This is a genomic window from Microvirga yunnanensis (assembly GCF_025460875.1).
Genome location: NZ_JAMXFI010000067.1, coordinates 1 through 21768 on the forward strand (window position 1 = coordinate 1; position 21768 = coordinate 21768).

Sequence of the window (21768 nt, forward strand, 5' to 3'; positions counted from 1 at the left end):
GGATGGCCTCGATGACATGGGCGTTGTAGTCGACACCAAGCTGGTTCGGCACCGTCAGAAGGAGCGTGTCGGCCTCGGCAATGGCTTCATCGGCCTTGAGCTCCTCCACGAGCCTGTCCGGCTCGGCCGCATAGGAGCGGCCGAAGATCGCCCGCATGTCGTCGATGACGCCGATCTGGTCGCTGTCCTTGCCGCGCCCGAAGTAAGCTCGATCGCGATCGCTCACGAGTGCGAAGATCGAGCGCGAGACGGACACGCGAGGCTCGCGGGCGTGCCCCGCCTCTACCCATGCTTGCCTGTAGCGGCGGATCTGCTTGGCCTGCTGAACGTGGAAGGGCTCGCCTGTCTCGTCCTCCTTCAGGGTCGAACTCTGGAGATTCATGCCCTGCTGCGCGGCCCACATCGCGGTGGCGTTCGAAGCGGATCCCCACCAGATGCGCTCGCGCAGGCCCTCCGAATGCGGCTCGAGACGCAGCAGGCCAGGAGGGTTCGGGAACATCGGCCGCGGGTTCGGCTCGGCGAAGCCTTCCCCTTTGAGGACGTTCAGGAGCACCTCCGTATGGCGGCGGGCCATGTCGGCATCGCTTTGACCTTCTTCGGGCGCGTATCCGAAATACCGCCAGCCATCGATCACCTGCTCGGGCGAGCCGCGGCTGATGCCGAGCTGCAGACGCCCGCCGCTGATCAGATCGGCGGCACCTGCATCCTCGGCCATGTAGAGAGGGTTCTCGTAGCGCATGTCGATCACGGCGGTGCCGATCTCGATGCGTTTCGTCCTCGCGCCGATCGCCGCCAGCAGCGGGAACGGCGAGGCGAGCTGGCGTGCGAAGTGATGGACGCGGAAATATGCGCCATCCGCGCCAAGCTCCTCGGCCGCCACGGCAAGATCGATGGACTGGAGGAGCGTATCGCGGGCCGAACGCGTCTGTGACTGCGGCGAGGGCGACCAATGCCCGAACGAGAGGAATCCGATCTTCTTCATGATGCAGTCCTGTGCGAATGCGTTCGATCGATTCGCCACGATAGAGCATCGGACCCACTTTTGGGATTGATTCCGATGCTCCACTCTTGGCCGGCGCATCGTTGAGCGCGGCCCTTCGGATCACGAGCGTGGCCCGCTTTCGTCCGCACGATGCGCTAGAGCCTCGGACCCAAAAGTGGGCACCACTTTTGGGATTCATCCGATGCGCTAGCAGGTCGATAGGGTGTTCGTGCAGGGGCTTCCCCCGCGAGCCCAGCGCCGCCGGATCAGCGAGACCGGGCGAGGGGTGCGCCAGGAGGGCCGGGGGCCTTCGGTGGCCTCGGTCGCTCCGGTTCGGAATCAGGTCGTTCGCCCGCGGGGGACGTCAGATCTGAACCTGACCACCATCGACGAAGAGCTCGATGCCATTGACGAAGCTGGCCTCGTCCGAGGCGAGGAACAACACGGCCCTGGCGATCTCATCAGGCTGACCGATCCTCCCGGCCGGGATGAGGCCGGCGAGATAGTCCTTCGTCCCCTGTGCCTGGTCGCCGCCGCCGAAGAGTTCGTTCAGGCCCGCGGTCTCGGTGACACCTGGGCTGACCGCATTCACCCGGATGTGACGGTCCTTCAGGTCGAGGATCCAGTTGCGGGCGAAGTTGCGCACCGCCGCCTTGGACGCCGAATAGACGCTGAACCCCGGCGTGCCGGAAATGCTGGTCGTCGACGAGGTGAGAACGACCGACCCACCGTCCTTCAGAAGGGGCAGCGCCTTCTGAACCGTGAACAATACGCCTTTCACATTCGTGTCGAAGGTGCGCTCATAATGCGCCTCGGTGATCGAGCCGAGGGGAGCGAACTCGCCACCGCCCGCATTGGCGAAGACGACGTCGATCTGCCCGTGCTTCTGCTGAACCGCATCGTAGAGCCGGTCGACATCGGCCAGCCGGCTCATGTCTCCCCGGATTCCCGTCACATGGCCGCCGATTGTTCTCACGGCCTCGTCGAGCGCCTCCTGCCGGCGCCCGGTGATGAACACCCAAGCGCCTTCGGCCGAAAACGCTTTTGCTGTCGCCAGCCCGATTCCGCTCGTCCCGCCGGTGACCACCACGACCTTGTTGTCGAACCTGTTCGTCACTGTCTTCTCCATGCTTGGCCGTGATTGGCCCCTGTCGACAGAGATGTGACGAGAACGATGATGCGAACAGACCGGTTTTATGGCACATAGCGTTCCATGAGAGGAACGCTGATGCGGAAAGACCTCAACGATTACGCCTACTTTGCCGAAGTTGTGGCTCATGGCGGCTTTGCCGCCGCAGGTCGGGCGCTGAAGGAGCCGAAATCGAAGCTCAGCCGCCGTATTGCCGGGCTCGAGGCCCGATTGGGCGTTCGGCTCATCGAGCGCTCGAGCCGCCGGTTCCGGGTGACAGAGGTGGGGCAGGCCTTCTATGAACGGTGTCGCACCCTGCTCCTGGAGGCCGAGCAGGCCGAGGCCCTGGTCGCCGAGGCCAAGGCGGAGCCGCATGGACGCATCCGGATGAGTTGTCCGACCGGCCTCGTCGAAGTCATCTCCGGGACGATCCAAAGCTTCCTGACGCGCTACCCGAAGGTGAAGCTGCAGCTTCTCGCAGTCGATCGCCCGGTCGATCTCATCGGCGAACGGATCGACGTCGCTCTGCGGGTGCGAACCGCCCTGACGAGCGACGCGGCGCTGACCATGCGTTCGCTGGGCACCTCCCGCCGCATCCTCGTGGCCAGCCCTCAGCTCGCCAGTCGGCTCCGTGCGGACATTCCATCGCTCGCGGCCCTCCCCACGGTCGGAACGAGCGACGACCCTGGAGAGATCGAGTGGACGCTGGAACGCGATGACGGTGCCGTCCATGTGCTGCGGCACGAGCCGCGCATGACGTGCGGGGACTTCGCGGCGGTCCGGGACGCGGCAGCCCATGGGTTGGGGATCGCGCTCCTGCCAGACCACGTGTGCGCGGAACACCTTGCTCGCGGCCAGCTCGTGCATGTCTTGCGAGATTGGAGAGGGCAGCAGGGGATCGTTCACCTGGTGTTCACGACCCGGCGCGGGCTGCCCCCGGCCGTTCGAACCCTTATCGACCACCTGGCGGCAGGCTTTCCCAGAGAGGCCCTCGGGGCCGATCACTGACGATGCGGCGCCTTGGCCTGAGTACGACGCACGACGACGTTTCCTCGTGGCGAGACACGGTTCCCCGGATGGGCGGACCTGCTCCCGTCCCGTCCGCTCGTGACGGTGTCAGTCGCATCACGGGGTCCATACCCTCCGTGGGCCGTCGTATATGGACGATCCGGCTGATGATCCTAAGTCTTGAGCGAGGCCGACAGGTGCCGGTCCATCTGCTTTGCCACCTGTCCCGCGCACCGGAGACATCAGCGCCGACCATTGCGGCTTAGACACAGAGCTGGAGACTGAAGATGCAACTGGGAATGGTTGGCCTCGGCCGCATGGGCGGCAACATCGTTCGCCGTCTCATGCAGGCAGGACACGCGGGCGTCGTGTATGACCGCGACCCGGAAGCCGTCCGCGGTCTGGTCCGTGAGGGCGCTGCGGGAGCCGAGACCCTGGAGGATCTCGTGGCGAAGCTGGAGGCGCCACGGACCGTCTGGCTCATGCTGCCCGCCGGCAGGGTGACCGAAGAGACGGTCCAGCAGCTTGCCGGACTGCTCGAGGCGGGCGACACCATTATCGATGGCGGCAATTCCTTCTGGCAGGACGATGTTCGGCGAGCCGGCCAGCTCCGCAGCCGCGCCCTCCACTATATCGATGTGGGCACCAGCGGCGGGGTGTGGGGGCTCGAGCGTGGATACTGCCTGATGATCGGGGGTGAGCCCGAGGCGGTCGAGCGCCTGGATCCGATCTTCGCCGCCTTGGCGCCTGGGCGTGGCGATCTGCCGGTCACCCCGGGACGGGAGGACGGAGATCCGCGGGCAGAGCAGGGCTATCTCCATGCCGGGCCGAACGGCGCCGGGCACTTCGTCAAGATGATCCATAACGGCATCGAGTACGGCCTGATGCAGGCCTATGCCGAAGGCTTCGATATCCTGCGCAACGCATCGAGCCCAGCTTTGCCTCCCGAGCATCGATTCGACTTCAAGGTCGCCGACATCGCGGAAGTGTGGCGCAGGGGAAGCGTGATCACATCCTGGCTGCTTGATCTCACCGCCACCGCCCTGTCCGCAGACGAGCACCTCAGCACCTATTCGGGATATGTCGAGGATTCCGGCGAGGGGCGCTGGACCGTCCAGGCTGCCATCGATGAAGCGGTCCCGGCCGAGGTTCTGACAGCCGCCCTCTACGCCCGGTTCCGATCGCGCCAGGAGCACACCTTTGCCGAGCAGATCCTCTCGGCCATGCGCAAGGGTTTCGGCGGTCACATCGAGGCGAAGAGGCCGGAGGGAGAAAAGGCATGACGCAGTCTCACGCACCGGCCGCCGACCCGTGCTGTTTCGTGATCTTCGGCGCCTCCGGGGATCTGACAAGCCGCTTGCTCCTGCCGGCTCTCTACAATCTCGCCGCCACTGGCCTGCTCCCGGAGCGCTTTGCCATCGTGGGCGTTGCCCGCAGCGCCCGAACGGCCCACGAGTTCCGGGAGGATCTTCTGACGGCGTTGAAGGCGCATGCCACCCGTGAGGTGGACCCCGACTTGGCCCACAGGCTTGTCGCTCATGCCGCCTACGTGTCCGGCAGCATCGACGACGGCGAGACCTTTCTCCAACTCAAGGCGGTCCTGGGGGAGCTTGAGGCAACGGCAGGCACGGGCGGCAATCGCCTGTTCTACCTGGCCATGCCGCCGGATACGTTCGAGCCGATTGCGCGCCAGCTGGCAAGGGCCGGTCTGTCCGACGAGGGCCCCTCAGGCACTCCGTGGCGCCGGGTCGTCGTCGAGAAGCCCTTCGGGACGGACCTGGCCTCGGCCCGGGCTCTCAATCGAGCCCTTCTGGAGGTGCTCGCGGAAGATCAGATCTACCGCATCGACCACTATCTCGGCAAAGAGACGGTCCAGAACATCCTGCTTCTTCGCTTTGCCAACGGGCTGTTCGAGCCGATCTGGAATCGGGATCACATCGATCATGTGCAGATTACGGTGGCCGAAACCGTCAATGTCGAGAGGCGAGGGCGCTTCTACGACAGGACGGGAGCCTTGCGGGACATGGTACCCAACCACCTGTTCCAGTTGCTGGCGCTGATCGCCATGGAGCCGCCGGCCCGGTTCGAGGCGGAGCGCGTCCGCAATGCGAAAGCTGAAGCCCTGGCGGCCATCAGGATCCCGAGCGAGGCCGAAGCGCTCGCAAACTCGGTGCGCGGTCAGTACCGCGCCGGCCGCGTCAATGACGAAGCCGTGGTGGCCTACCGGGACGCCGAGCACGTGGCGCCCGGCAGCACCACGGAAACATACGCGGCTCTCCGGCTTGAGATCGATAACTGGCGATGGGCCGGGGTGCCGTTCTACCTGAGAACCGGCAAGGCCCTCACGGCCCGCCGGACGGAGGTGGCGATCAAGTTCAAGCAGGCGCCGATCTCGATGTTCGAGCAGACCTCCGTCGATCGGCTGGGGCAGAACTTCCTCGTCTTGCGCATTCAGCCCAACGAAGGGATCACATTGCGCTTCAACGCGAAGGTGCCGGGACCTGTGCTCGCGGCGGAGAGCGTCGATATGACGTTCAAGTACAAGGATCACTTCGATGTCGCTCCGAGCACCGGATACGAGACCCTGATCTACGACTGCATGACGGGCGACGCCCTGCATTTTCAAAGGGCCGATGGAGTCGAAGCGGGATGGGCCATCGTCCAGCCGTTTCTCGATGCCTGGGCGAAAGCAGGGGCCAGGGGGCTTGAATACTACCCTGCGGGCTCGTCAGGGCCGGAGGAGGCAGGGTTCCTGCTGGCCCGCGACGGACGCCGCTGGAGGATCATCGAGTAGCGACGATCCACCCTCGCACGCCGTTGGCGACACGAACGACGGGGCGGAGATGGTCTCTCTGCAGAGCGTGAGGGACGCCGGGGCTCCAGGCGGTCTCCAGGCGGGCCTGCAATGCTTCGGGCGTCACTCCAGCCCGCAGCGCTTCAGTAGGTTGCGGCGTTGAGCGTGACAGGAACAGGCGGGCCGGCCGTGAACGGTGCGCTGCCCCGCGCGAGCAGCCAACCATCCGCACGCTCCAGGCGTGCAACGATCTGCAGCGTGGGCGAAGGAGCCAGGTTAGCCGGCGCCGAAAACGAAAAGGCGAGCGTCCTCGACGTGCCGTCGGTCTGGATGCGCGTTCCGGCCGCGCGACGGCGCGCTTCGTCCCGGATCGACCGGTCCTCGAGATAGATCTCGAGCTGGCCTTGCGGAATCGCCGCGCCTCCTTCGAACGTGACTGCGCCGCGGATCTCTTGCGATTGTGCTGCGGCGGGCCCTGCCGCGGCAGCGACGGCCGCAACGCCGGCGGCCATCCATAAAGTGCGGCTGTCGGTCGGGCGTTTCATCACAGGCTCCATGATCGCCCCGCAGGACTGGCGCATTGGGGCTTTTGCCGCTCCGCGTGTGGTTCGGACACGAGAGACGGTTTGCCATCCAACGAGAAGGCGGGGCGCCTGGAAGCGGCCCGCCAGGGTATGGGTTAGATGATGACGAAGTCGGTCGCCGCGACATTCAGATTTTTGCTCAGCCGCGCAAACTGAACGGCTGCACCCTGTCCCGACCCGTCGGCGTCGTAGAACAGGGCCCCGCTATCGGTATCGTAGATGATCCGATCGTCGGCGTCATGAGCAACGCCCGCCTTGCTTTTGTGGAACGCCCCCAGGGCGAGAGCGCCATCGCCACCCACGTTCCCGAAGATGAGGTTGTCCAGCAGGAACGTGTCATCGCGGACCTTGAAGTCCGTGATCCGGTCGACGTTGCCGTTCCCGAGCGCCGTCGAGAAGCGGAAGCTGTCCTCTCCCGCGCCGCCGGTGAGCGTGTCGGCTCCCAGACCGCCGTCCAGCAGATCGCTGCCGCTGCCGCCGTTGAGCTTATCGGCTCCAGCAACGCCCGGCTGAGCCGGCGCAGGGGGGAACTCGACCGACACGTTCACCTTGTAGGTCGAGCCTTGCGGCACGGCTTCGGACCAGCCGTCGCCCGGCGCCGTGTCTGACCAGCTGCCCTCTAGGACGTAATAGGTACCGGTCTCCTTGACGACGAATACCAGGCTCGAGTCACGGTTGCTTGTGGAGCCGGGATCACTGCCGCCGTCGTCGTTCTGGGCGATGATGTTGCCGCTGCTGTCGAGCAGCCTGAGCCAACTGTCATGGACGTTCGGATCGGCGATGCCGTCGATGTCGATGGTGATGACGGTGCCGGCCGCCAGATCGATCTTGTAGTATCCGCCCTGGCCGGTTCCGGTGGCGTTGACGGTCGTATGAAGAACCGTCGTCGAATCGAAGATGTCGGGATCGCTGGCGAGGGAGAAGTTGTTGGAGAGGTCGAACGCAGTGGCGATCGAGTTGTTCGTCGCATCCGGTCCCAGCGTGGCATAGCCGGTTCCGAGCCCCGGGCGAGGGGGCGCGTCGCCCTGATAGGCGAAGTCGCCGAGCAGGATGTCGTCGCCGCGGCCGCCGTCGATCGTGTCGTTTCCGCCTTGGCCGGTCAATACGTTGGCTGCATTGTTGCCGGTCAGTCGGTCATTGTGTCCTGAACCTGCCAGATTTTCGATGGAGACATAAGTATCTCCGCCAGACTTGCCCCCTGCAAGAGTAAGCCTGACGCCGCTCGTCGCGCCGGCATAATCCGCCGTGTCGCTGCCGGCTCCGCCGATCAATCTGTCGGCCCCGCCGCCACCGGTCAACGTGTCGTTGCCCGCACCACCCGAGAGCTTGTTCGCCCGGGCATTGCCGATGAGATGGTCGTCGAAGGACGAGCCGACGGCATTCTCGAAGCCGGCAAGAATATCGTGCCGGATCGTCGTGCCTCGGCCGACGATCTGCACCGGACCGTCAGCGTCGCCGCCGCTGGCCGTGCCGTTCGCAAGATCGATCGTGACGCCATCGGAGCTGCCTGTGTAGACGACCGTGTCGGTGCCGGAGCCGCCATCCAGGTAATCCTGGCCGGCGCCGCCGATGATCGTATCGTTCCCGGCTTCTCCGTAAAGGATGTCGCCGTCGTTGCCGCCATCCAGGATGTCGTTGCCGCCGCCGCCGTTGAAGTAATCGCCGCCGCCACGTCCCCAGAAGTGGTTTGCCGCGGATGTGCCGATGAACCGGTCGATGCGATCGTCGGAGCCGATCAGGTTCTCGATGCTGTCGAACGTGTCACCCGACGCGGTGCCGCCGCTGGCGGTATTGGTCGCCAGATTGACGAGCAGCTGGAAAGGGCTTTCCTTGCTGTAATCGACCGTGTCGACGCCCGCGCCGCCCCTGAAGACATCCACGCCGTCCTGGCCGCTCAGCGTGTCGTCGCCGTCGCCGCCATCGAGGATGTCATTGCCTTGGCCACCGAGAAGGGTGTCGTTGCCGCGGCCGCCGTAGAGCGCATCGTTGCCGTCGTCGCTTTCGGTCTGGTCTTCGAGATCTTCGACATCGATCGTGTTGTTGATATCCCGGCTGGCGAGCGAGTCGCGGCCGCCGATGATGAGGTCGTCGCCTCCCTGCCCGAAAATCGTGTCGTCCCCGGCGCCGCCATCGAGCGTGTTATTTCCATTGTCGCCGAAGGTAATGCTTGTCAGCGTGTTGTCGCCGGCGCTGGGCGGGGTCTCGCCGCCGCCACCGGGCTGAAGGGTCGACACGTCGGCGTAGATGATGCTTTCGACGTTGGCGATCGTCCTGATCCTCAAGTCCCTGGAGAGGAGGATGACCGTGTCGTTGCCCCCATTGACTTCCTCCCGGACGATGTCGTCGAGCGAATCGACGAAATAGATATCGTCGCCGCCGTTGCCCGCCATGCGGTCAGCCCCGCCGCGCCCGTCCAGGACGTTGGCGCCGTCGTTGCCGATCAGGATGTCGTCATACCGGCTGCCGACGCCGTTCTCGATGTAATAGCCGGTTCCATCCGCGTTGTGGCCGGCGAAAATGGAGACGTTGTTGCTGTGTCCGTTGACGCTGGAGAAACGTCCCGGACGCAAGTCGAGGATCGTTCCCGCCGTCGAGCCGGAGAAGTCGATCGTGTCCGTTCCGCCCGTATCATGAATCGCAAAGCCGATGTCATGGCGCATGCCGGAGGAGGTCAGCCGATAGCCGAGCTGCGTGCTGCCGAAGCCATAGACGTTGTCGCCGGTGTTCAGGTCGATCTGCTGATAGGTGCGCACCCCGTTCGCGTCGACGGTGGAGAAAAAGCGGCGAATGACAGCCTCGATGTCGGCCATGAGCGGCGACGAGGCGGACCAGCGGCTGGTCTCGCCGACGTCGATCCCATCGAAATAGGACATGACGCTGTATTGCTGGCGATCATAGGTCCAGGTCGCGTTGTTCAGATAGTTGATCTGCACGCCTCCGGGGCCGCTGTAATTGTAGAGCCCCGGGTGGTTGAGGCCGAACTCATGGCCGAATTCATGGATGAAGGAATCGAAGACGTACCCGCCCACGTCCGTCTTGTTGGGTTCGGTGTCGTGGAAACGCTGACCGATGCTGACATAGCGGTTGCTCGAATAGGCGCTGCCCTCGTCAGCTTCTCCCAGCTCCGGGCTGACGACCTCGATCCAGTCCGTTGCGCGGTTGAACGGCGCGTGGTCGACGATCTCGAATTTCAGTGGTGTGACCGCGGACCACATCTGAAGGGCTCCGATCGCGGCCGCCTTATAGTCGGGGTGGTCATTGAGTTCGTAGACGTTGATCCTCAGCGTTCCTGCCGCGAGCGCGGGGGTCAGGCTGCGGCCCAAGGCGCCCAGATAGCCCAGAAAGGACTCGTAGTCCTCGCTCTTGCCATAAGGGTTGTCCGGCGTCTGATCGTTGACCCACCACTGATCGCTGGCTTGGCTCGGTTGCGGCATCTCGGGGTTCCTCTCTGACTGATTGTGCGCTGCCGCGAGGCCGCGCTGGTTTGACGTACCAATGTCCCCCAGGCATGCGTTGCGCGTGCCTGTCAGCCCTTCACGCTTCGCAAGTAATGTGTCCGGAATTTTTGACTTGTCTACCCCTGAGGAAGTACCCTTTTTTCTCGAAAGACGTCGGGAGGATTCGCATCGCACGCGGACATGACGAAGAGGTTCGGCAGTAAAGGCCACAAGCGGCGGAGTAAGTGACTGATCGAAAAAGCTTAAGCCCTGCTCAAGCGGGCATGAGGCCGATTGGGCCGTGAACGACGGCCCGTTCCTCGAAGCCGAACAGAAGCGGCGAATGCCGTGCTGACGTCATCATCGCGGTCGCGCGTTCACGATCGGCAACTGTGAGGCCGGCGGCGGTATTCGCCATCTCGGCTTCGAGGGATCGGGACTGCGGGTGGAGATGCGCGGCGGAATTCGGTGTTGTCCGGCGGAGGAAGAAGGTGCGCCCTGTCATGGATTGACCCGAAACGGTGCGCCCGATCTTCTGATCTGCGTTGCTTTCTGGCGCCCTCCTGGGGCTGCATCTGGTTGATCCCTGTTCGAGGCATCATCGGTTGAGACTCGGTGCCTGCGGTGCCCCATAGGCTGATTCCGGCACCCGCTACCTGCCATGGTCCGCGGGGCGACGCCCCACGGTTGCGCCCCGTGAAATCCTGCCCGACCTTCCTGGCCCGCCGATACAGCGTTTCATGATGGGCCGAGATCCCACCGGCAGCCAACCCTGCCGGGATCCAGAGGCTCGCCACGCAACACAGACACAAAGATCAGGCAGAGCCGTTCTCCTTGCGCCCGTCGAGGCGGCTCGTGAGGTCGTCTCCTGGCCGGTGAAGTCGGACCGCCTTCAACCGGGGGCCGCACCTTCATTGTCACGCCTTGTCTTGACATCGAGGACGCGCTGATCCAGCCTCAAAGTTGTCAGACCAATTCCGGAGCGCGTCTGCTTTGGGGTGACGCAGCTCGGTATCGGAGGCTGGGGCGCAGTGGAACCAGAATGGGGAACTCAGGTCCGTCGCACCACGTCCGCACGCATGTCGGGCGCGATGCAGGCCATCGCCGAGTATATCGGCCATTCGAATCTGCAGCCGGGAGATTGCCTGCCTCCCGAGCGTGAGTTGATGGGTGAGCTCTCGGTCGGCCGTTCCACGATTCGCGAGGTTATCCGTCACTGGCAGGCTCTCGGGGTGGTCGAGAGCCGCAGGGGCAGTGGCACTTACCTCCTGCGTCGGATCTCGCCCGAGACCATGCACCTTCCGCTTGCGGTCGACAGCGGGCAGAACGGCCTTCTTCAGATGCTGGAGGTTCGCCGTGGCCTGGAAGTCGAGGCAAGCGCCCTCGCGGCCATGAGGGCCGGTGCCGCCGACCTCGAGCGGATCGAATCCAAGCTCCTGATCATGGAGGCCGTTCACCGCGAGAAAGGCTGCGCTGGCCCCGAGGACCTGGCATTTCATCTCTCGATTTATGACGCCAGCGGCAATCCGATCTTCAACCAGCTCCTGTCGCAAATGCGGGAGAGCGTGCAGACGCTGTTCGGCATGTCGCGGGTCCGGGTGGATTTCGCCGCCCGATCCTTTCCGTTCCATCGCGAGCTGTTCGAGGCCATCGCGGCCAAGGACCCGGATGCAGCCCGCTCCAAGACGCTTTCGATCCTCGCCATCGTGGAGGAGGACATCAAGGACATGATCAGATGAGCACCTCCGTCGATCCACTGGCCCGTGCCATGGCCATCCTTGCCCATGATGGCGAGCATGCCTACGAGGCTGTCGTGCCTCCGATCGCGCAAACCTCTCTCTTTACCTTCAGCTCATATGCCGAGATGGAGGAAACCTATCGCGGCCAGAAGGTGCGTCCCACCTATACCCGCGGGCTCAATCCCACGGTTCGTCTGTTCGAAGAGAAAATGGCCGCCCTGGAATGCGGGGATGATGCCATCGGATTTGCCAGCGGCATGGCGGCCATCGCCTCTACCGTCCTGGCATTCGTCCAGCCGGGCGACCGGATCGTATGCGTGGAGCACGTCTATCCTGACGCGTACCGGCTCTTCCAGACCTACCTCAAGCGGATGAACGTGACGGTCGACTATGTGGATGGTCGTGACCATGACGCAGTCAGACGCGCCCTGCCCGGCGCCAGGCTCTTCTACATGGAGAGCCCGACGAGCTGGCTCATGCATGTCCACGACGTAGCGGCGCTTGCCGGAATCGCACGCGAAAATGGTGCGATCTCGATCATCGACAACAGCTGGGCGAGCCCCATCTTCCAGCAGCCGCTGACCCTCGGGGTCGACCTTGTGGTCCATTCCGCCTCGAAATATATCGGCGGCCACAGCGACGTGGTGGCGGGCGTCGTCGTGGGCTCGGGTGGGCTCATTGGAGAGATCCGATCCCGCATTTATCCCTACCTCGGCGGCAAGCTGTCCCCATTCGATGCATGGCTTCTGCTGCGTGGTCTTCGCACCTTGCCGATCCGCATGAGAGCCCATGAGGCAGCGGGTCTGCACGTGGCGCGTGAGCTCGCGAAGCGACCGGACGTGGTGGCGGTCTATCATCCCGGCCTGAGCAATGGGCTGCTCGACGGGCTGCAAGGCACATCCGGCCTGTTCTCGTTCGAGTTCGACGGCAGCGTCGACATCGCCCGGTTCGCGGACTCGCTCCGGTTTTTCAAGCTCGGCGTGAGCTGGGGCGGACATGAGAGCCTTGTGGTGCCTGCCCAGGTGGTCCGGGCCCAGGCGGCAGGGCCCAATTCGGCGATCGATTTCGGCGTCTCCGATCGTGTCGTGCGGCTTCATGTGGGCCTCGAGGGCCAGGATGCCCTCGTGGCCGATCTCTCACAGGCCATCAGGGAGGCGAAGATGAGCTAACCAAACTGTCGTCAGGAGCGGTCGAACACGTTCGAGACAAGATCAAAACAGAGGGAAGACCATGATCCAACGCCTGCTGCTCGCTACTGCGCTCGCCACGACCTTCGTCGGCAGCGCCCTTGCCCAGACCACCCTGAAGCTCACGGAAGTCATCACCAGCCCCGAGCGGACAGAAACGCTCAAGGGCATTGTGAAGGGTTTCGAGGAGGCAAACCCCGGCGTGAAGGTGGAAATCACGTCTCTGCCCTGGAGCCAAGCCTTCGAGAAATTCGCCACCATGGTGTCCGCCGGCGATACGCCGGACGTTGTCGAGATGCCGGATCGGTGGCTTTCGCTCTACGCGAACAACGGCGCCCTGGAGAGCCTCGAGCCTTACCTGAAGGCTTGGGCCCATACGGGCGGGTTGAACGAGAGAGCCCTGGAGGTCGGTCGCAGCGTCAAGAATACCGCCTACACGATACCCTACGGCTTCTATCTGAGAGCCATGTTCTACAACAAGAAGCTTTTCGAGCAGGCCGGCGTGAAGGAGCCGCCGAAGACCCTGACGGAGTTCGAGGAGGTCTCCAAGAAGGTTTCGGCCATCCCGGGCAAGTACGGCTACTGCCTGCGGGGTGGTCCCGGCGGCCTGAACGGCTGGGTGATGTTCGGCGCCACGATGGCCGGCGACAACGCGTTCTTCAAGCAGGACGGGACCTCGACCTTCGCCGATGAGGGATGGGTGAAAGGCCTCGCCTATCTCACCGATCTCTACAAGAAGGGCTACGCTCCGAAGGACAGCGTGAACTGGGGCTTCAACGAGATCGTCGCCGGGTTCTACTCCAGCACCTGCGCCATGCTCGATCAGGATCCTGATGCACTGATCGCCATCGCCGAGCGCATGAAGCCGGAGGAATACGGAGTTGCGCCTTTCCCCAAGGGCCCGGCAGGCAAGGCCTTCCCCACGCTGGGCTATGCGGGTTGGTCTATGTTCGCGAACAGCAAGAACAAGGAGCTGTCCTGGAAACTGCTTGCTGCGCTCGCCGGCCCTGAGGGCAATATCGCCTGGAACAAGAAAACGGGTGCGCTGCCGATCTACAAGTCGGCCGAGAACGATCCGTTCTATTCCGGCCCGCAGTTCAAGGGATGGTTCGAGGAACTCGCCGACAAGAACGTCGTCCCGACGATCATGCCGACCTACCTGCAGGAATTCGCCTTCTTCGCGGACTCGCTCGCGGTGAAGACCAGCCAGCAGGCTCTTCTTGGCCAGCTCGCCCCGAAGGACATGGCGGCTCAGTGGGCCGATTACATGACGAAGGCACAGAAGAAGCACCTCGCTTCGAGCAAATGAATCCGGATCGGCGCGGCGTCCTAGCCGCGCCGTCCGCTTGTCTTGTCCTGTCAAGGAGCGCCGCATGTCAACGATGCCCCTATACGAGGAGGCTGCAGGCCGCCGGCGTGCGCCGCTGCGCAGGCTCGTGTCAGGCCTCGAGCCTTACCTGTATATCGCTCCCTCGGTCGTCCTGATTGCGGTCATCATGCTCGTGCCGCTGACGATCGGCTTGTCCTACGCGTTTCGGGACATGCAGCTGATCAACCCCTTCAGCGGAGGCTTCGTCGGTCTCGAGCATTTCCGGACTCTCTGGACGGATGCGGCGTTCTGGCTTTCCATGAGGAACACCCTTGTTTGGACCTTGGCTTCGGTTGTCCTGCAATTTGCCTTCGGCCTCGTGCTGGCACTCCTCCTCAACAATTCTTTTCCGGGGCGCGGCGTCATCCAGGCATTGGTTTTTCTGCCCTGGGCAGTGCCGACGTTTCTATCCGGCCTGAACTGGGCCTGGCTGTTCAACCCTGTTGTCGGTCCCCTGCCGCACTGGATGGCGGCCCTCGGAATCCTGCCTGCTCCCGAGAACATTCTGTCGGACCCCCATCTCGCGATCTGGGGGCCGATCGTCGCCAATGTCTGGTGGGGCATCCCATTCTTTGCCATCACGCTGCTTGCGGCCCTGCAGTCGATCCCGCAGGACATCTATGAAGCGGCCGCCATCGATGGCGCCGGTGCCTGGCGGCGCTTCATCGACATCACCCTTCCGTTCCTGGCGCCCACCATCGCGATTACGGTCATGCTGCGGACCATCTGGATTGCGAACTTCGCCGATCTGATCATCGTCATGACCAATGGCGGCCCCGCGGATCAGACGCAGATCGTTTCGAGCTACATCTTCACGCAGGCATTCCGGCGCCTCGATTTCGGCTACGCATCCGCGATCGCGATGGTGCTGCTCGGGCTTCTGCTGGCCTATTCCTTCGTCATCATCCTGATGCGGCAGTCCCTGCTGAGGCGATGAGGAGAGCCCTATGACATCGTCCGCCCGCAGCACCCCGTACTGGATCCTTCACTATGGGCTGCTCGCCCTCTATGTCGCTTTCGCGCTCTTTCCCCTCTACTGGCTGCTCAAGGTTTCTGTCACGCCGAACGACCTTCTCTACAGCGAGGGCATCCGGCTATGGCCTTCCCGCTCTTCCCTGGCACACTACACGTTCGTCCTCGCCCATAGTGACTTTCCGCTGTTCTTCAAGAACAGCCTGATCGTCTCGGGCAGCACGGCCGCGACGGTGACGCTGATCGCTGCTCTTTCGGGCTATGCGATGTCACGGTTCGATTTCCGCGGCAAGATGTGGCTCGTCGGGCTGATGCTCATCACCCAGATGTTTCCGCTCGTCATGCTGGTGGCCCCGATCTTCAAGCTTTTCTCGCCGCTCGGGCTCACCAACAGCCTCACCGGTCTCGTCATCGTCTACACGGCCTTCAACGTGCCGTTCGCGACGTTCCTGATGCAGTCGTTCTTCGACGGGATCCCGAAGGATCTGGAGGAGGCTGCGATGATCGACGGCGCTTCGCGCTTCCGTGCCTTTCGGCAGATCATCCTCCCGCTCACTCTGCCGGGCATCGCTGCAACCCTGGGCTTCGTTTTCACGGCAGCCTGGAGCGAGCTGCTCTTCGCCCTCATGCTGGTGTCGAAGGCCGATGCGAGCACGTTCCCGGTTGGTCTGCTCAGCTTCGTGTCGAAGTTCTCGGTCGATTTCGGGCAGATGATGGCGGCAGGCATCCTGGCCCTGATCCCCGCATGCCTCTTCTTCCTTCTCATTCAACGCTATCTCGTCCGGGGTCTGACGGCGGGCGCGGTCAAAGGCTGAGGGTTAGCATCATGGCTTCCATCGATATTCAGGGTGTCGGCAAGTCCTATGGGGCCGTGCCTGTCCTTCACGAGGTCGACCTGTCGATCCAGGATGGGGAGTTCGTCGTGCTGGTCGGGCCTTCGGGATGCGGCAAGTCCACGCTCCTGCGCATGATCGCAGGACTGGAGGGCATCACCCGCGGGGACATCCGCATCGCCGGGAGGGTTGTGAACGAACTGGCGCCGAAGGACCGGGATATCGCCATGGTGTTCCAGTCCTATGCCCTCTATCCGCACATGACGGTTCGCGACAACATGAGCTACAGCCTCAAATTGCGAGGAACGCCTTCGGAGCGGATGGCCCAGGTCGTGAATGCGGCCGCCTCCAAGCTGGGGCTCGAGTCCTTCCTCGACCGAAAGCCCCGCACCCTGTCGGGGGGACAGCGGCAGCGCGTCGCGATGGGGCGCTCCATCGTGCGCAAGCCGAAGGCGTTCCTGTTCGATGAGCCGCTGTCCAATCTCGATGCGCGTCTTCGCGAACAGATGCGCGTGGAGATCAAGAAGCTCCACCGGGAGCTCGGCACAACGTCGATCTATGTGACCCACGATCAAGTGGAGGCCATGACCCTCGCCGACCGGATCGTCGCGATGAACGCAGGCGCCGTCCAGCAGGTTGGAACGCCGCTCGATCTTTACGAGCGCCCCACGAACCTGTTCGTCGCCAGCTTCATCGGGTCGCCTGCCATCAACGTGCTCGACGGCACCCTGCATGGTGACGGCGAACGTCGGTTCGTCGCCCTCGGGTCAGGCGAGACAATGCCGGTCTCCGATCGTGTCCAGGGCCGGGACGGCCAAGCCGTGAGGGTCGGGGTGCGCCCTGAGGACGTTCAGGTGTCGACGAGGGGGGAGGGGGATCATACGGGTCAAATCGAGCTGGTGGAGCCGATGGGCCTGGGGACGATCCTCCATATCAGAACCGTCTCTTCCGCTCTGAAGGCATTCGTGCTGGAGCGGGCGCATTACCAGATCGGCACGGACGTCGCCTTCAGCCTGCCCGCGGCCAAGCTCCACATTTTCGATGCCCAAACAGGTCAAAGGCTTCCGGATCAGGCCGTCTCTCCTTAGAAAGCGCGGATTTCTCTGCTTTGAGTGGCAGGGCCCAGAGCATTTTTCGGTGAAGTGGATCCGGTTCACCGTTAAAAAATGCGACGAGAGCCTCGGACGTGAAGAGTGGACACCACTTTTGGGTCCGAGGCTCCTTCTGTTGACCGGCGCATCGGATGAGGCGGACCCAGCGGGTCGCTGACGCGGCCCTCTGGGTCCGTCCGATGCGCTAGGCAAAGAAGAGAGCTGCTTCCACGTGAGTGGAAGCCGCGCTAGCCCAGTGTCTGGCACGCAGCCCCAAGGAGGAAACTTCCCATGGCCACCAAACACCGTCGGATGCTTCTGCTCTCGACCGCCCTGCTGATCGGCTCCGCCCCGGCCTTCGCCCAGATCAGGATCGCCGTCGCCGGGCCGATGACCGGCAGCTCGGCCACGTTCGGCGACCAGATGAAGAACGGCGCCCAGGCAGCCGCCGATGCCATCAATGCCTCGGGCGGGGTGCTCGGACAGAAGCTGGAGATCGTCGCCATGGACGACGCCTGCGACCCCAAGCAGGCGGTCTCGGTCGCCAACAAGATCGTCGGCGAGGGCATCAAGCTCGTCTTCGGGCATTTCTGCTCCGGCTCGACCCTCCCGGCCTCGGAAGTCTACGACGAAGCCGGCATCACCAGCATCACGGTGTCCAGCAACCCCAAGGTCACCGAACGGGGCATGAAGACGATCTTCCGAATCACCGGACGCGATGATCAGCAGGGTCCGACCGCGGCCGATTACGTGATCAAAAACCTGTCCGGCAAGAAGATCGCCCTTGTGCACGACAAGAGCCCGTTCGGCACCGGCCTCGTCGGAGAGGTCAAGAAGAAGCTTGCCGACGGGAGGCAGTCGGTCGTGGTGGAGGCCGGCATCAATCCTGGCGAGAAGGACTACACCGCGCTGATCACCCGTCTGAAGACGGCCGGCGTCGAGGTGCTGTTCTTCGGCGGCTACCATGCGGAGGCTGGTTTGATCCTGCGTCAGGCGGCCGACCAGGGCCTCAAGCTTCAGCTCATCGGCGGCGATCCGATCTCGACCCAGGAGCTCCTCTCGATCGCCGGACCCGCCGCCGAGGGCACCCTGTTCACCTTCGGCCCCGATCCGCGCAAGGACCCGGCTGCGGCCGATGTGGTGAAGGAGATGCGGGCCAAGAACATCGAGCCCGAAGGCTATGTGCTTTACGCCTATGCGGCCGTCCAGGTCCTTGCCGATGCGCTCAAGAAGGCCGGCAAGGTCGATGGCCCGGCGGTGGCCCGGGCCATTGCGGCGAACACCGTCCCGACGGTGGCTGGGCCGATCGGCTTCGATCCCAAGGGCGACAACAAGCAACCGGGCTTCGTGGTCTATCAGTGGAAGGGCGGCAAGGCGGATTATGCCCCGGGAACCTGATCCCGGTGGATCGTTCCGTTCAGCGGCGCCCGCAACAGGGCGCCGTAACCCTTTACCCACCGGGTGCGAGCCGCTCGTGCTCCTTTGATCGAAGCAAGGTTAGGCGGCTGTTCCGAGCCCCTGCCAATCAGCCTTCCGGCCATGCCAGTCTCCAGAGCCCTGGACGCGACCCAGAGGGCCGCGTCAGCGACCCGAAGGGCCGCGTGAGCGAAAATTGGACACCACTTTTGGGTCCGATGCTTTAAGGAAACCGAACGATGCGCTCCTCGAAAATCATCCACGTGGTCAGTTGCCATGCCGAAGGCGAAGTGGGCGACGTGATCGTCGGTGGTGTCGCGCCTCCGCCCGGAGAGACCGTATGGGAACAGTCACGCTGGATCGCACAGGACAAGACGCTGCGGAATTTCGTCCTCAACGAGCCGCGCGGCGGCGTCTTCCGTCACGTGAACCTGCTGGTGCCCCCCAAGAACCCCAGGGCGCAGATGGGCTGGATCATCATGGAGCCGGAGGATACGCCTCCCATGTCCGGCTCCAACGCGATCTGCGTTTCAACCGTCCTGCTGGACAGCGGCATCATCCCCATGACCGAGCCGGAAACCCGCATGGTCCTGGAGGCTCCCGCGGGGTTGGTGGAGGTCGTCGCGGAGTGCCGCAACGGCAAGGCTGAGCGGATCACGGTCACGAACGTGCCGAGCTTCGCCGCCAGGCTCGATGCGACGCTGGAAGTGCCGGGGCTGGGTACGATGACGGTCGATACCGCCTATGGCGGCGACAGCTTCGTGGTCGTCGAGGCCGAGACGCTCGGCTTCAGGCTGGTCGCGGACGAGGCCCGCGCACTGGCCGAAATCGGCATCAGGATCACCAATGCCGCCAACGAGCAACTGGGCTTCTCCCATCCCGAGGATACCGGATGGAATCATATCTCCTTCTGCGCTTTCGCCGGGCCCTTATATCGGGAGAACGGACGATTGATGTCGCGCTCGGCGGTCGCCATTCAGCCAGGCAAGATTGATCGGTCGCCGACCGGCACGGCGGTATCGGCCCGGATGGCGATCCTGCATGCCCGCGGCCTGCTCAAGGAAGGGGAGACGCTGACCGGCGTCTCGATCATCGATACCCAGTTCATCGGCAGGATCGTGCGTGAGACGACGGTGGCTGGACAGACGGCGATCGTTCCGTCGATTTCCGGGCGCGCATGGATCGCCGGAACCTCCCAGCTCATGCTCGACCCGTCCGACCCGTTTCCCGGAGGGTACAAGCTGTCCGACACTTGGCCGATGCTCAAGTAGGCGCCCCCTGGACAGCCAGATTTCTGGTCCGCACGATGCGCTCGTCTTCCAGGGCTTCCTCTTGCTTTCTGGCCGCTGTCACCCATAACGCTACAATCCGCCTTGCCGAAAGCAGGATCATGGCCTCACCACGCGATGCCTGCCCTCAGGCTCCGCTCCATCCCGGTGGCATGCTGCGCGATCAGGTGCTGCCCGGGCTCGGCCTTTCCGTAAGCCAAGCCGCCCGCGAACTTCGCATCGCCCGCCAGACGCTCCACCGGGTTCTCGCCGGCACGGCCGCGGTCAGCCCCGAGATGGCGACCCGCCTGGCCCGCTTGTCGGGAACCGCCCCACGGCTTTGGCTCGATCTCCAGCAGCGCTATGATCTCTGGCATGCCGAGCAGGCCCTGGCCGGGGTGTTGACGCTGATCCCAACCCACATCCTGCCTCCGGTCATCCTGGCCGAGATCGGACTTTCGAATGACCACACCATTCAAGCCCCGCCCTAAGGCGAAAACCGGAGTCGAGGGGCTCGGTGACATTCTCGTCGGCGGCCTCGCGCCAGGGCACGTCTATCTCCTGGAGGGCAGCCCCGGCACAGGCAAGACCACCATTGCGCTCCAGTTCCTGCTGGAAGGCGCCAAGGTGGGCGAGACAGGCCTCTACATCACCCTCTCCGAGACCGAGCAGGAGCTTCGCAATGGCGCGGCCTCCCACGGCTGGTCCCTGGACGATACGATCCATGTGTTCGAGCTCGTGCCGCCCGAAAGCCTGCTCGACGAGGAACATCAGCAGAGCCTCCTGTACTCGTCCGATCTCGAGCTCGGCGAGACCACCAAGGCGGTGTTCGCGGCCATCGACCGAGTCAAGCCGGCGCGCATCGTCCTGGACAGCCTGTCCGAGATCCGCCTCCTGGCCCAGAGTTCGCTGCGCTACCGCCGGCAGATCCTGGCGATGAAGCACTACTTCGCCCAGCAGGGGGCAACGGTCCTGATGCTCGACGACCTGACCACGGATACCAACGACAAGACCGTGCACAGCATCGCCCATGGGGTGATCCGCCTGGAGGGGATGACGCCGATCTATGGGGCCGAACGCCGTCGTCTGCGGGTGGTCAAGTATCGCGGCCAGAGCTTCCGAGGCGGCTATCACGACTTCACGATCGCCGAGGGTGGGGTCCAGGTGTTCCCGCGCCTGGTGTCGGGTGAGCACAAGACGGGCTTTGCCCGCGACGTGCTCACCAGCGGGATCAGGGAACTCGATGCTCTGCTGGGCGGCGGCATCGAGCGGGGCTCCAGCACCTTGGTCATGGGTCCGGCCGGAAGCGGCAAGTCGCTCCTCGCGGTGCAGTTCGCGGTCTCCGCCGTTCAGCGGGGCGAGAAGGCGGCGTTGCTCGTTTTCGACGAGGAGCTCGGTCTCCTGCTCGACCGCACCAGGCTGATGGGAATCGACCTGGAGGCGATGTGCGCAGCCGGCAACCTGTTCATCGAGCAGGTCGACGCCGCCGAACTCTCGCCGGGCGAGTTCACGCATCGGGTCCGGGCCCAGGTGGATGAGCATGGGGTCAAGACCATCGTGATCGACAGCCTCAACGGCTATCAGGCGGCCATGCCGGAGGAGCAGTTTCTGATCCTGCACATGCATGAGCTGCTGCAATACCTGAACCGGCAGGGCGCCTCGACCTTCCTGCTCGTGGCGCAGCACGGGCTCGTCGGCGACATGAAGGCGCCGGTCGACGTCACCTACCTGGCCGATACGGTGATCCTGCTGCGCTACTTCGAGGCCTTCGGCCAGGTGCGGCGGGCCCTGTCCGTCATCAAGAAGCGGTTCGGCTCGCATGAGAGCACCATCCGCGAGATGCGGGTCGACGGCAGCGGGATTGCCATCGGCGCGCCGCTCAGCGGCTTCCAGGGCGTGCTGCGCGGCGTGCCGGTGATGGCGGAGGAGGACCGCGCCTCCCTGCTCGAAGATCGCTGA

18 protein-coding genes are annotated in these 21768 nt (G+C 64.0%); 13 read left to right on the forward strand and 5 right to left on the reverse strand.

Annotated features, from left to right (window positions below):
- The coding region (locus NF876_RS26740) for an LLM class flavin-dependent oxidoreductase (RefSeq protein WP_262271402.1) at window positions 1-982 on the reverse strand (982 nt) is incomplete at its 3' end.
- 364 nt (window positions 983-1346) lie between these two features.
- On the reverse strand, window positions 1347-2099 hold the full coding sequence (locus NF876_RS26745; RefSeq protein WP_262271403.1) for an SDR family NAD(P)-dependent oxidoreductase: 753 nt from the start codon (window positions 2097-2099) through the stop codon (window positions 1347-1349).
- Window positions 2100-2210: 111 nt separating this feature from the next.
- Here NF876_RS26745 and NF876_RS26750 point away from each other — a divergent pair, with 111 nt between their 5' ends.
- From NF876_RS26750 to zwf, 3 genes are all read left to right on the forward strand, one after another.
- Window positions 2211-3119, forward strand: a complete 909-nt coding sequence (locus NF876_RS26750) for a LysR substrate-binding domain-containing protein (RefSeq protein ID WP_262271404.1) — start codon at window positions 2211-2213, stop codon at window positions 3117-3119.
- A gap of 287 nt (window positions 3120-3406) precedes the next feature.
- A complete protein-coding gene (gene gnd, locus NF876_RS26755; RefSeq protein ID WP_262271405.1) occupies window positions 3407-4402 on the forward strand; it encodes a phosphogluconate dehydrogenase (NAD(+)-dependent, decarboxylating) in 996 nt (331 codons plus the stop codon).
- A complete protein-coding gene (gene zwf, locus NF876_RS26760; protein WP_262271406.1) occupies window positions 4399-5913 on the forward strand; it encodes a glucose-6-phosphate dehydrogenase in 1515 nt (504 codons plus the stop codon). Before gnd ends, zwf begins: the two co-directional genes overlap by 4 nt.
- Before the next feature lie 143 nt (window positions 5914-6056).
- On the opposite strand, the gene NF876_RS26765 is transcribed toward zwf, so the two are convergent.
- The 3 genes from NF876_RS26765 to NF876_RS26775 all read right to left on the reverse strand — a co-directional run bounded on the left by NF876_RS26765 (window position 6057) and on the right by NF876_RS26775 (window position 10352).
- Window positions 6057-6458: a hypothetical protein gene (locus tag NF876_RS26765; RefSeq protein WP_262271407.1), complete on the reverse strand. Its 402-nt coding sequence runs from the start codon at window positions 6456-6458 to the stop codon at window positions 6057-6059.
- Window positions 6459-6592: 134 nt separating this feature from the next.
- A complete protein-coding gene (locus NF876_RS26770) occupies window positions 6593-9931 on the reverse strand; it encodes a M10 family metallopeptidase C-terminal domain-containing protein (RefSeq protein ID WP_262271408.1) in 3339 nt (1112 codons plus the stop codon).
- A 277-nt stretch (window positions 9932-10208) separates the two neighbouring features.
- On the reverse strand, window positions 10209-10352 hold the full coding sequence (locus tag NF876_RS26775; protein WP_262271409.1) for a hypothetical protein: 144 nt from the start codon (window positions 10350-10352) through the stop codon (window positions 10209-10211).
- A gap of 661 nt (window positions 10353-11013) precedes the next feature.
- Between NF876_RS26775 and NF876_RS26780 the strand changes: the two genes are divergently transcribed.
- The 10 genes from NF876_RS26780 to NF876_RS26825 all read left to right on the forward strand — a co-directional run bounded on the left by NF876_RS26780 (window position 11014) and on the right by NF876_RS26825 (window position 21768).
- Window positions 11014-11673: a FadR/GntR family transcriptional regulator gene (locus NF876_RS26780; RefSeq protein WP_373696723.1), complete on the forward strand. Its 660-nt coding sequence runs from the start codon at window positions 11014-11016 to the stop codon at window positions 11671-11673.
- Entirely contained in the window at window positions 11670-12842 is a 1173-nt protein-coding gene (locus tag NF876_RS26785; RefSeq protein WP_262271410.1) for a PLP-dependent transferase, read from the forward strand. The genes NF876_RS26780 and NF876_RS26785 overlap by 4 nt, the downstream gene beginning before the upstream one ends.
- Before the next feature lie 61 nt (window positions 12843-12903).
- On the forward strand, window positions 12904-14169 hold the full coding sequence (locus NF876_RS26790) for an ABC transporter substrate-binding protein (RefSeq protein ID WP_373371383.1): 1266 nt from the start codon (window positions 12904-12906) through the stop codon (window positions 14167-14169).
- 64 nt (window positions 14170-14233) lie between these two features.
- Complete coding sequence (locus tag NF876_RS26795) at window positions 14234-15166, forward strand: carbohydrate ABC transporter permease (protein WP_262271411.1); 933 nt, start codon at window positions 14234-14236, stop codon at window positions 15164-15166.
- A gap of 10 nt (window positions 15167-15176) precedes the next feature.
- Window positions 15177-16016: a carbohydrate ABC transporter permease gene (locus tag NF876_RS26800; RefSeq protein WP_262271412.1), complete on the forward strand. Its 840-nt coding sequence runs from the start codon at window positions 15177-15179 to the stop codon at window positions 16014-16016.
- Window positions 16017-16027: 11 nt separating this feature from the next.
- Window positions 16028-17122 (forward strand): ABC transporter ATP-binding protein, encoded by a 1095-nt coding sequence (locus NF876_RS26805; protein ID WP_262271413.1) that lies wholly within the window; start codon window positions 16028-16030, stop codon window positions 17120-17122.
- 294 nt (window positions 17123-17416) lie between these two features.
- Window positions 17417-18523 carry a branched-chain amino acid ABC transporter substrate-binding protein gene (locus NF876_RS26810; RefSeq protein ID WP_262271414.1) on the forward strand — a complete coding sequence of 369 codons (1107 nt, stop codon included), beginning with the start codon at window positions 17417-17419 and terminating at the stop codon, window positions 18521-18523.
- Between the two features lie 257 nt (window positions 18524-18780).
- Window positions 18781-19812, forward strand: coding sequence for a trans-3-hydroxy-L-proline dehydratase (locus NF876_RS26815; protein ID WP_262271415.1), 1032 nt, complete (start codon window positions 18781-18783; stop codon window positions 19810-19812).
- 119 nt (window positions 19813-19931) lie between these two features.
- A complete protein-coding gene (locus NF876_RS26820; RefSeq protein ID WP_262271416.1) occupies window positions 19932-20300 on the forward strand; it encodes a HigA family addiction module antitoxin in 369 nt (122 codons plus the stop codon).
- Window positions 20272-21768 (forward strand): ATPase domain-containing protein, encoded by a 1497-nt coding sequence (locus tag NF876_RS26825; RefSeq protein WP_262271417.1) that lies wholly within the window; start codon window positions 20272-20274, stop codon window positions 21766-21768. Before NF876_RS26820 ends, NF876_RS26825 begins: the two co-directional genes overlap by 29 nt.

Coding starts and splice junctions, on each gene's coding strand:
- NF876_RS26825 (WP_262271417.1), top strand. CDS start 20,272: ATGACCACACCATTCAAGCCCCGCCCTAAGGCGAAAACCGGAGTCGAG.
- zwf (WP_262271406.1), top strand. CDS start 4,399: ATGACGCAGTCTCACGCACCGGCCGCCGACCCGTGCTGTTTCGTGATC.
- NF876_RS26820 (WP_262271416.1), top strand. CDS start 19,932: ATGGCCTCACCACGCGATGCCTGCCCTCAGGCTCCGCTCCATCCCGGT.
- NF876_RS26770 (WP_262271408.1), bottom strand. CDS start 9,931: ATGCCGCAACCGAGCCAAGCCAGCGATCAGTGGTGGGTCAACGATCAG.
- NF876_RS26805 (WP_262271413.1), top strand. CDS start 16,028: ATGGCTTCCATCGATATTCAGGGTGTCGGCAAGTCCTATGGGGCCGTG.
- NF876_RS26765 (WP_262271407.1), bottom strand. CDS start 6,458: ATGAAACGCCCGACCGACAGCCGCACTTTATGGATGGCCGCCGGCGTT.
- NF876_RS26785 (WP_262271410.1), top strand. CDS start 11,670: ATGAGCACCTCCGTCGATCCACTGGCCCGTGCCATGGCCATCCTTGCC.
- NF876_RS26795 (WP_262271411.1), top strand. CDS start 14,234: ATGTCAACGATGCCCCTATACGAGGAGGCTGCAGGCCGCCGGCGTGCG.
- NF876_RS26815 (WP_262271415.1), top strand. CDS start 18,781: ATGCGCTCCTCGAAAATCATCCACGTGGTCAGTTGCCATGCCGAAGGC.
- NF876_RS26810 (WP_262271414.1), top strand. CDS start 17,417: ATGGCCACCAAACACCGTCGGATGCTTCTGCTCTCGACCGCCCTGCTG.
- NF876_RS26800 (WP_262271412.1), top strand. CDS start 15,177: ATGACATCGTCCGCCCGCAGCACCCCGTACTGGATCCTTCACTATGGG.
- NF876_RS26780 (WP_373696723.1), top strand. CDS start 11,014: ATGTCGGGCGCGATGCAGGCCATCGCCGAGTATATCGGCCATTCGAAT.
- NF876_RS26790 (WP_373371383.1), top strand. CDS start 12,904: ATGATCCAACGCCTGCTGCTCGCTACTGCGCTCGCCACGACCTTCGTC.
- NF876_RS26750 (WP_262271404.1), top strand. CDS start 2,211: ATGCGGAAAGACCTCAACGATTACGCCTACTTTGCCGAAGTTGTGGCT.
- gnd (WP_262271405.1), top strand. CDS start 3,407: ATGCAACTGGGAATGGTTGGCCTCGGCCGCATGGGCGGCAACATCGTT.
- NF876_RS26775 (WP_262271409.1), bottom strand. CDS start 10,352: ATGGCGAATACCGCCGCCGGCCTCACAGTTGCCGATCGTGAACGCGCG.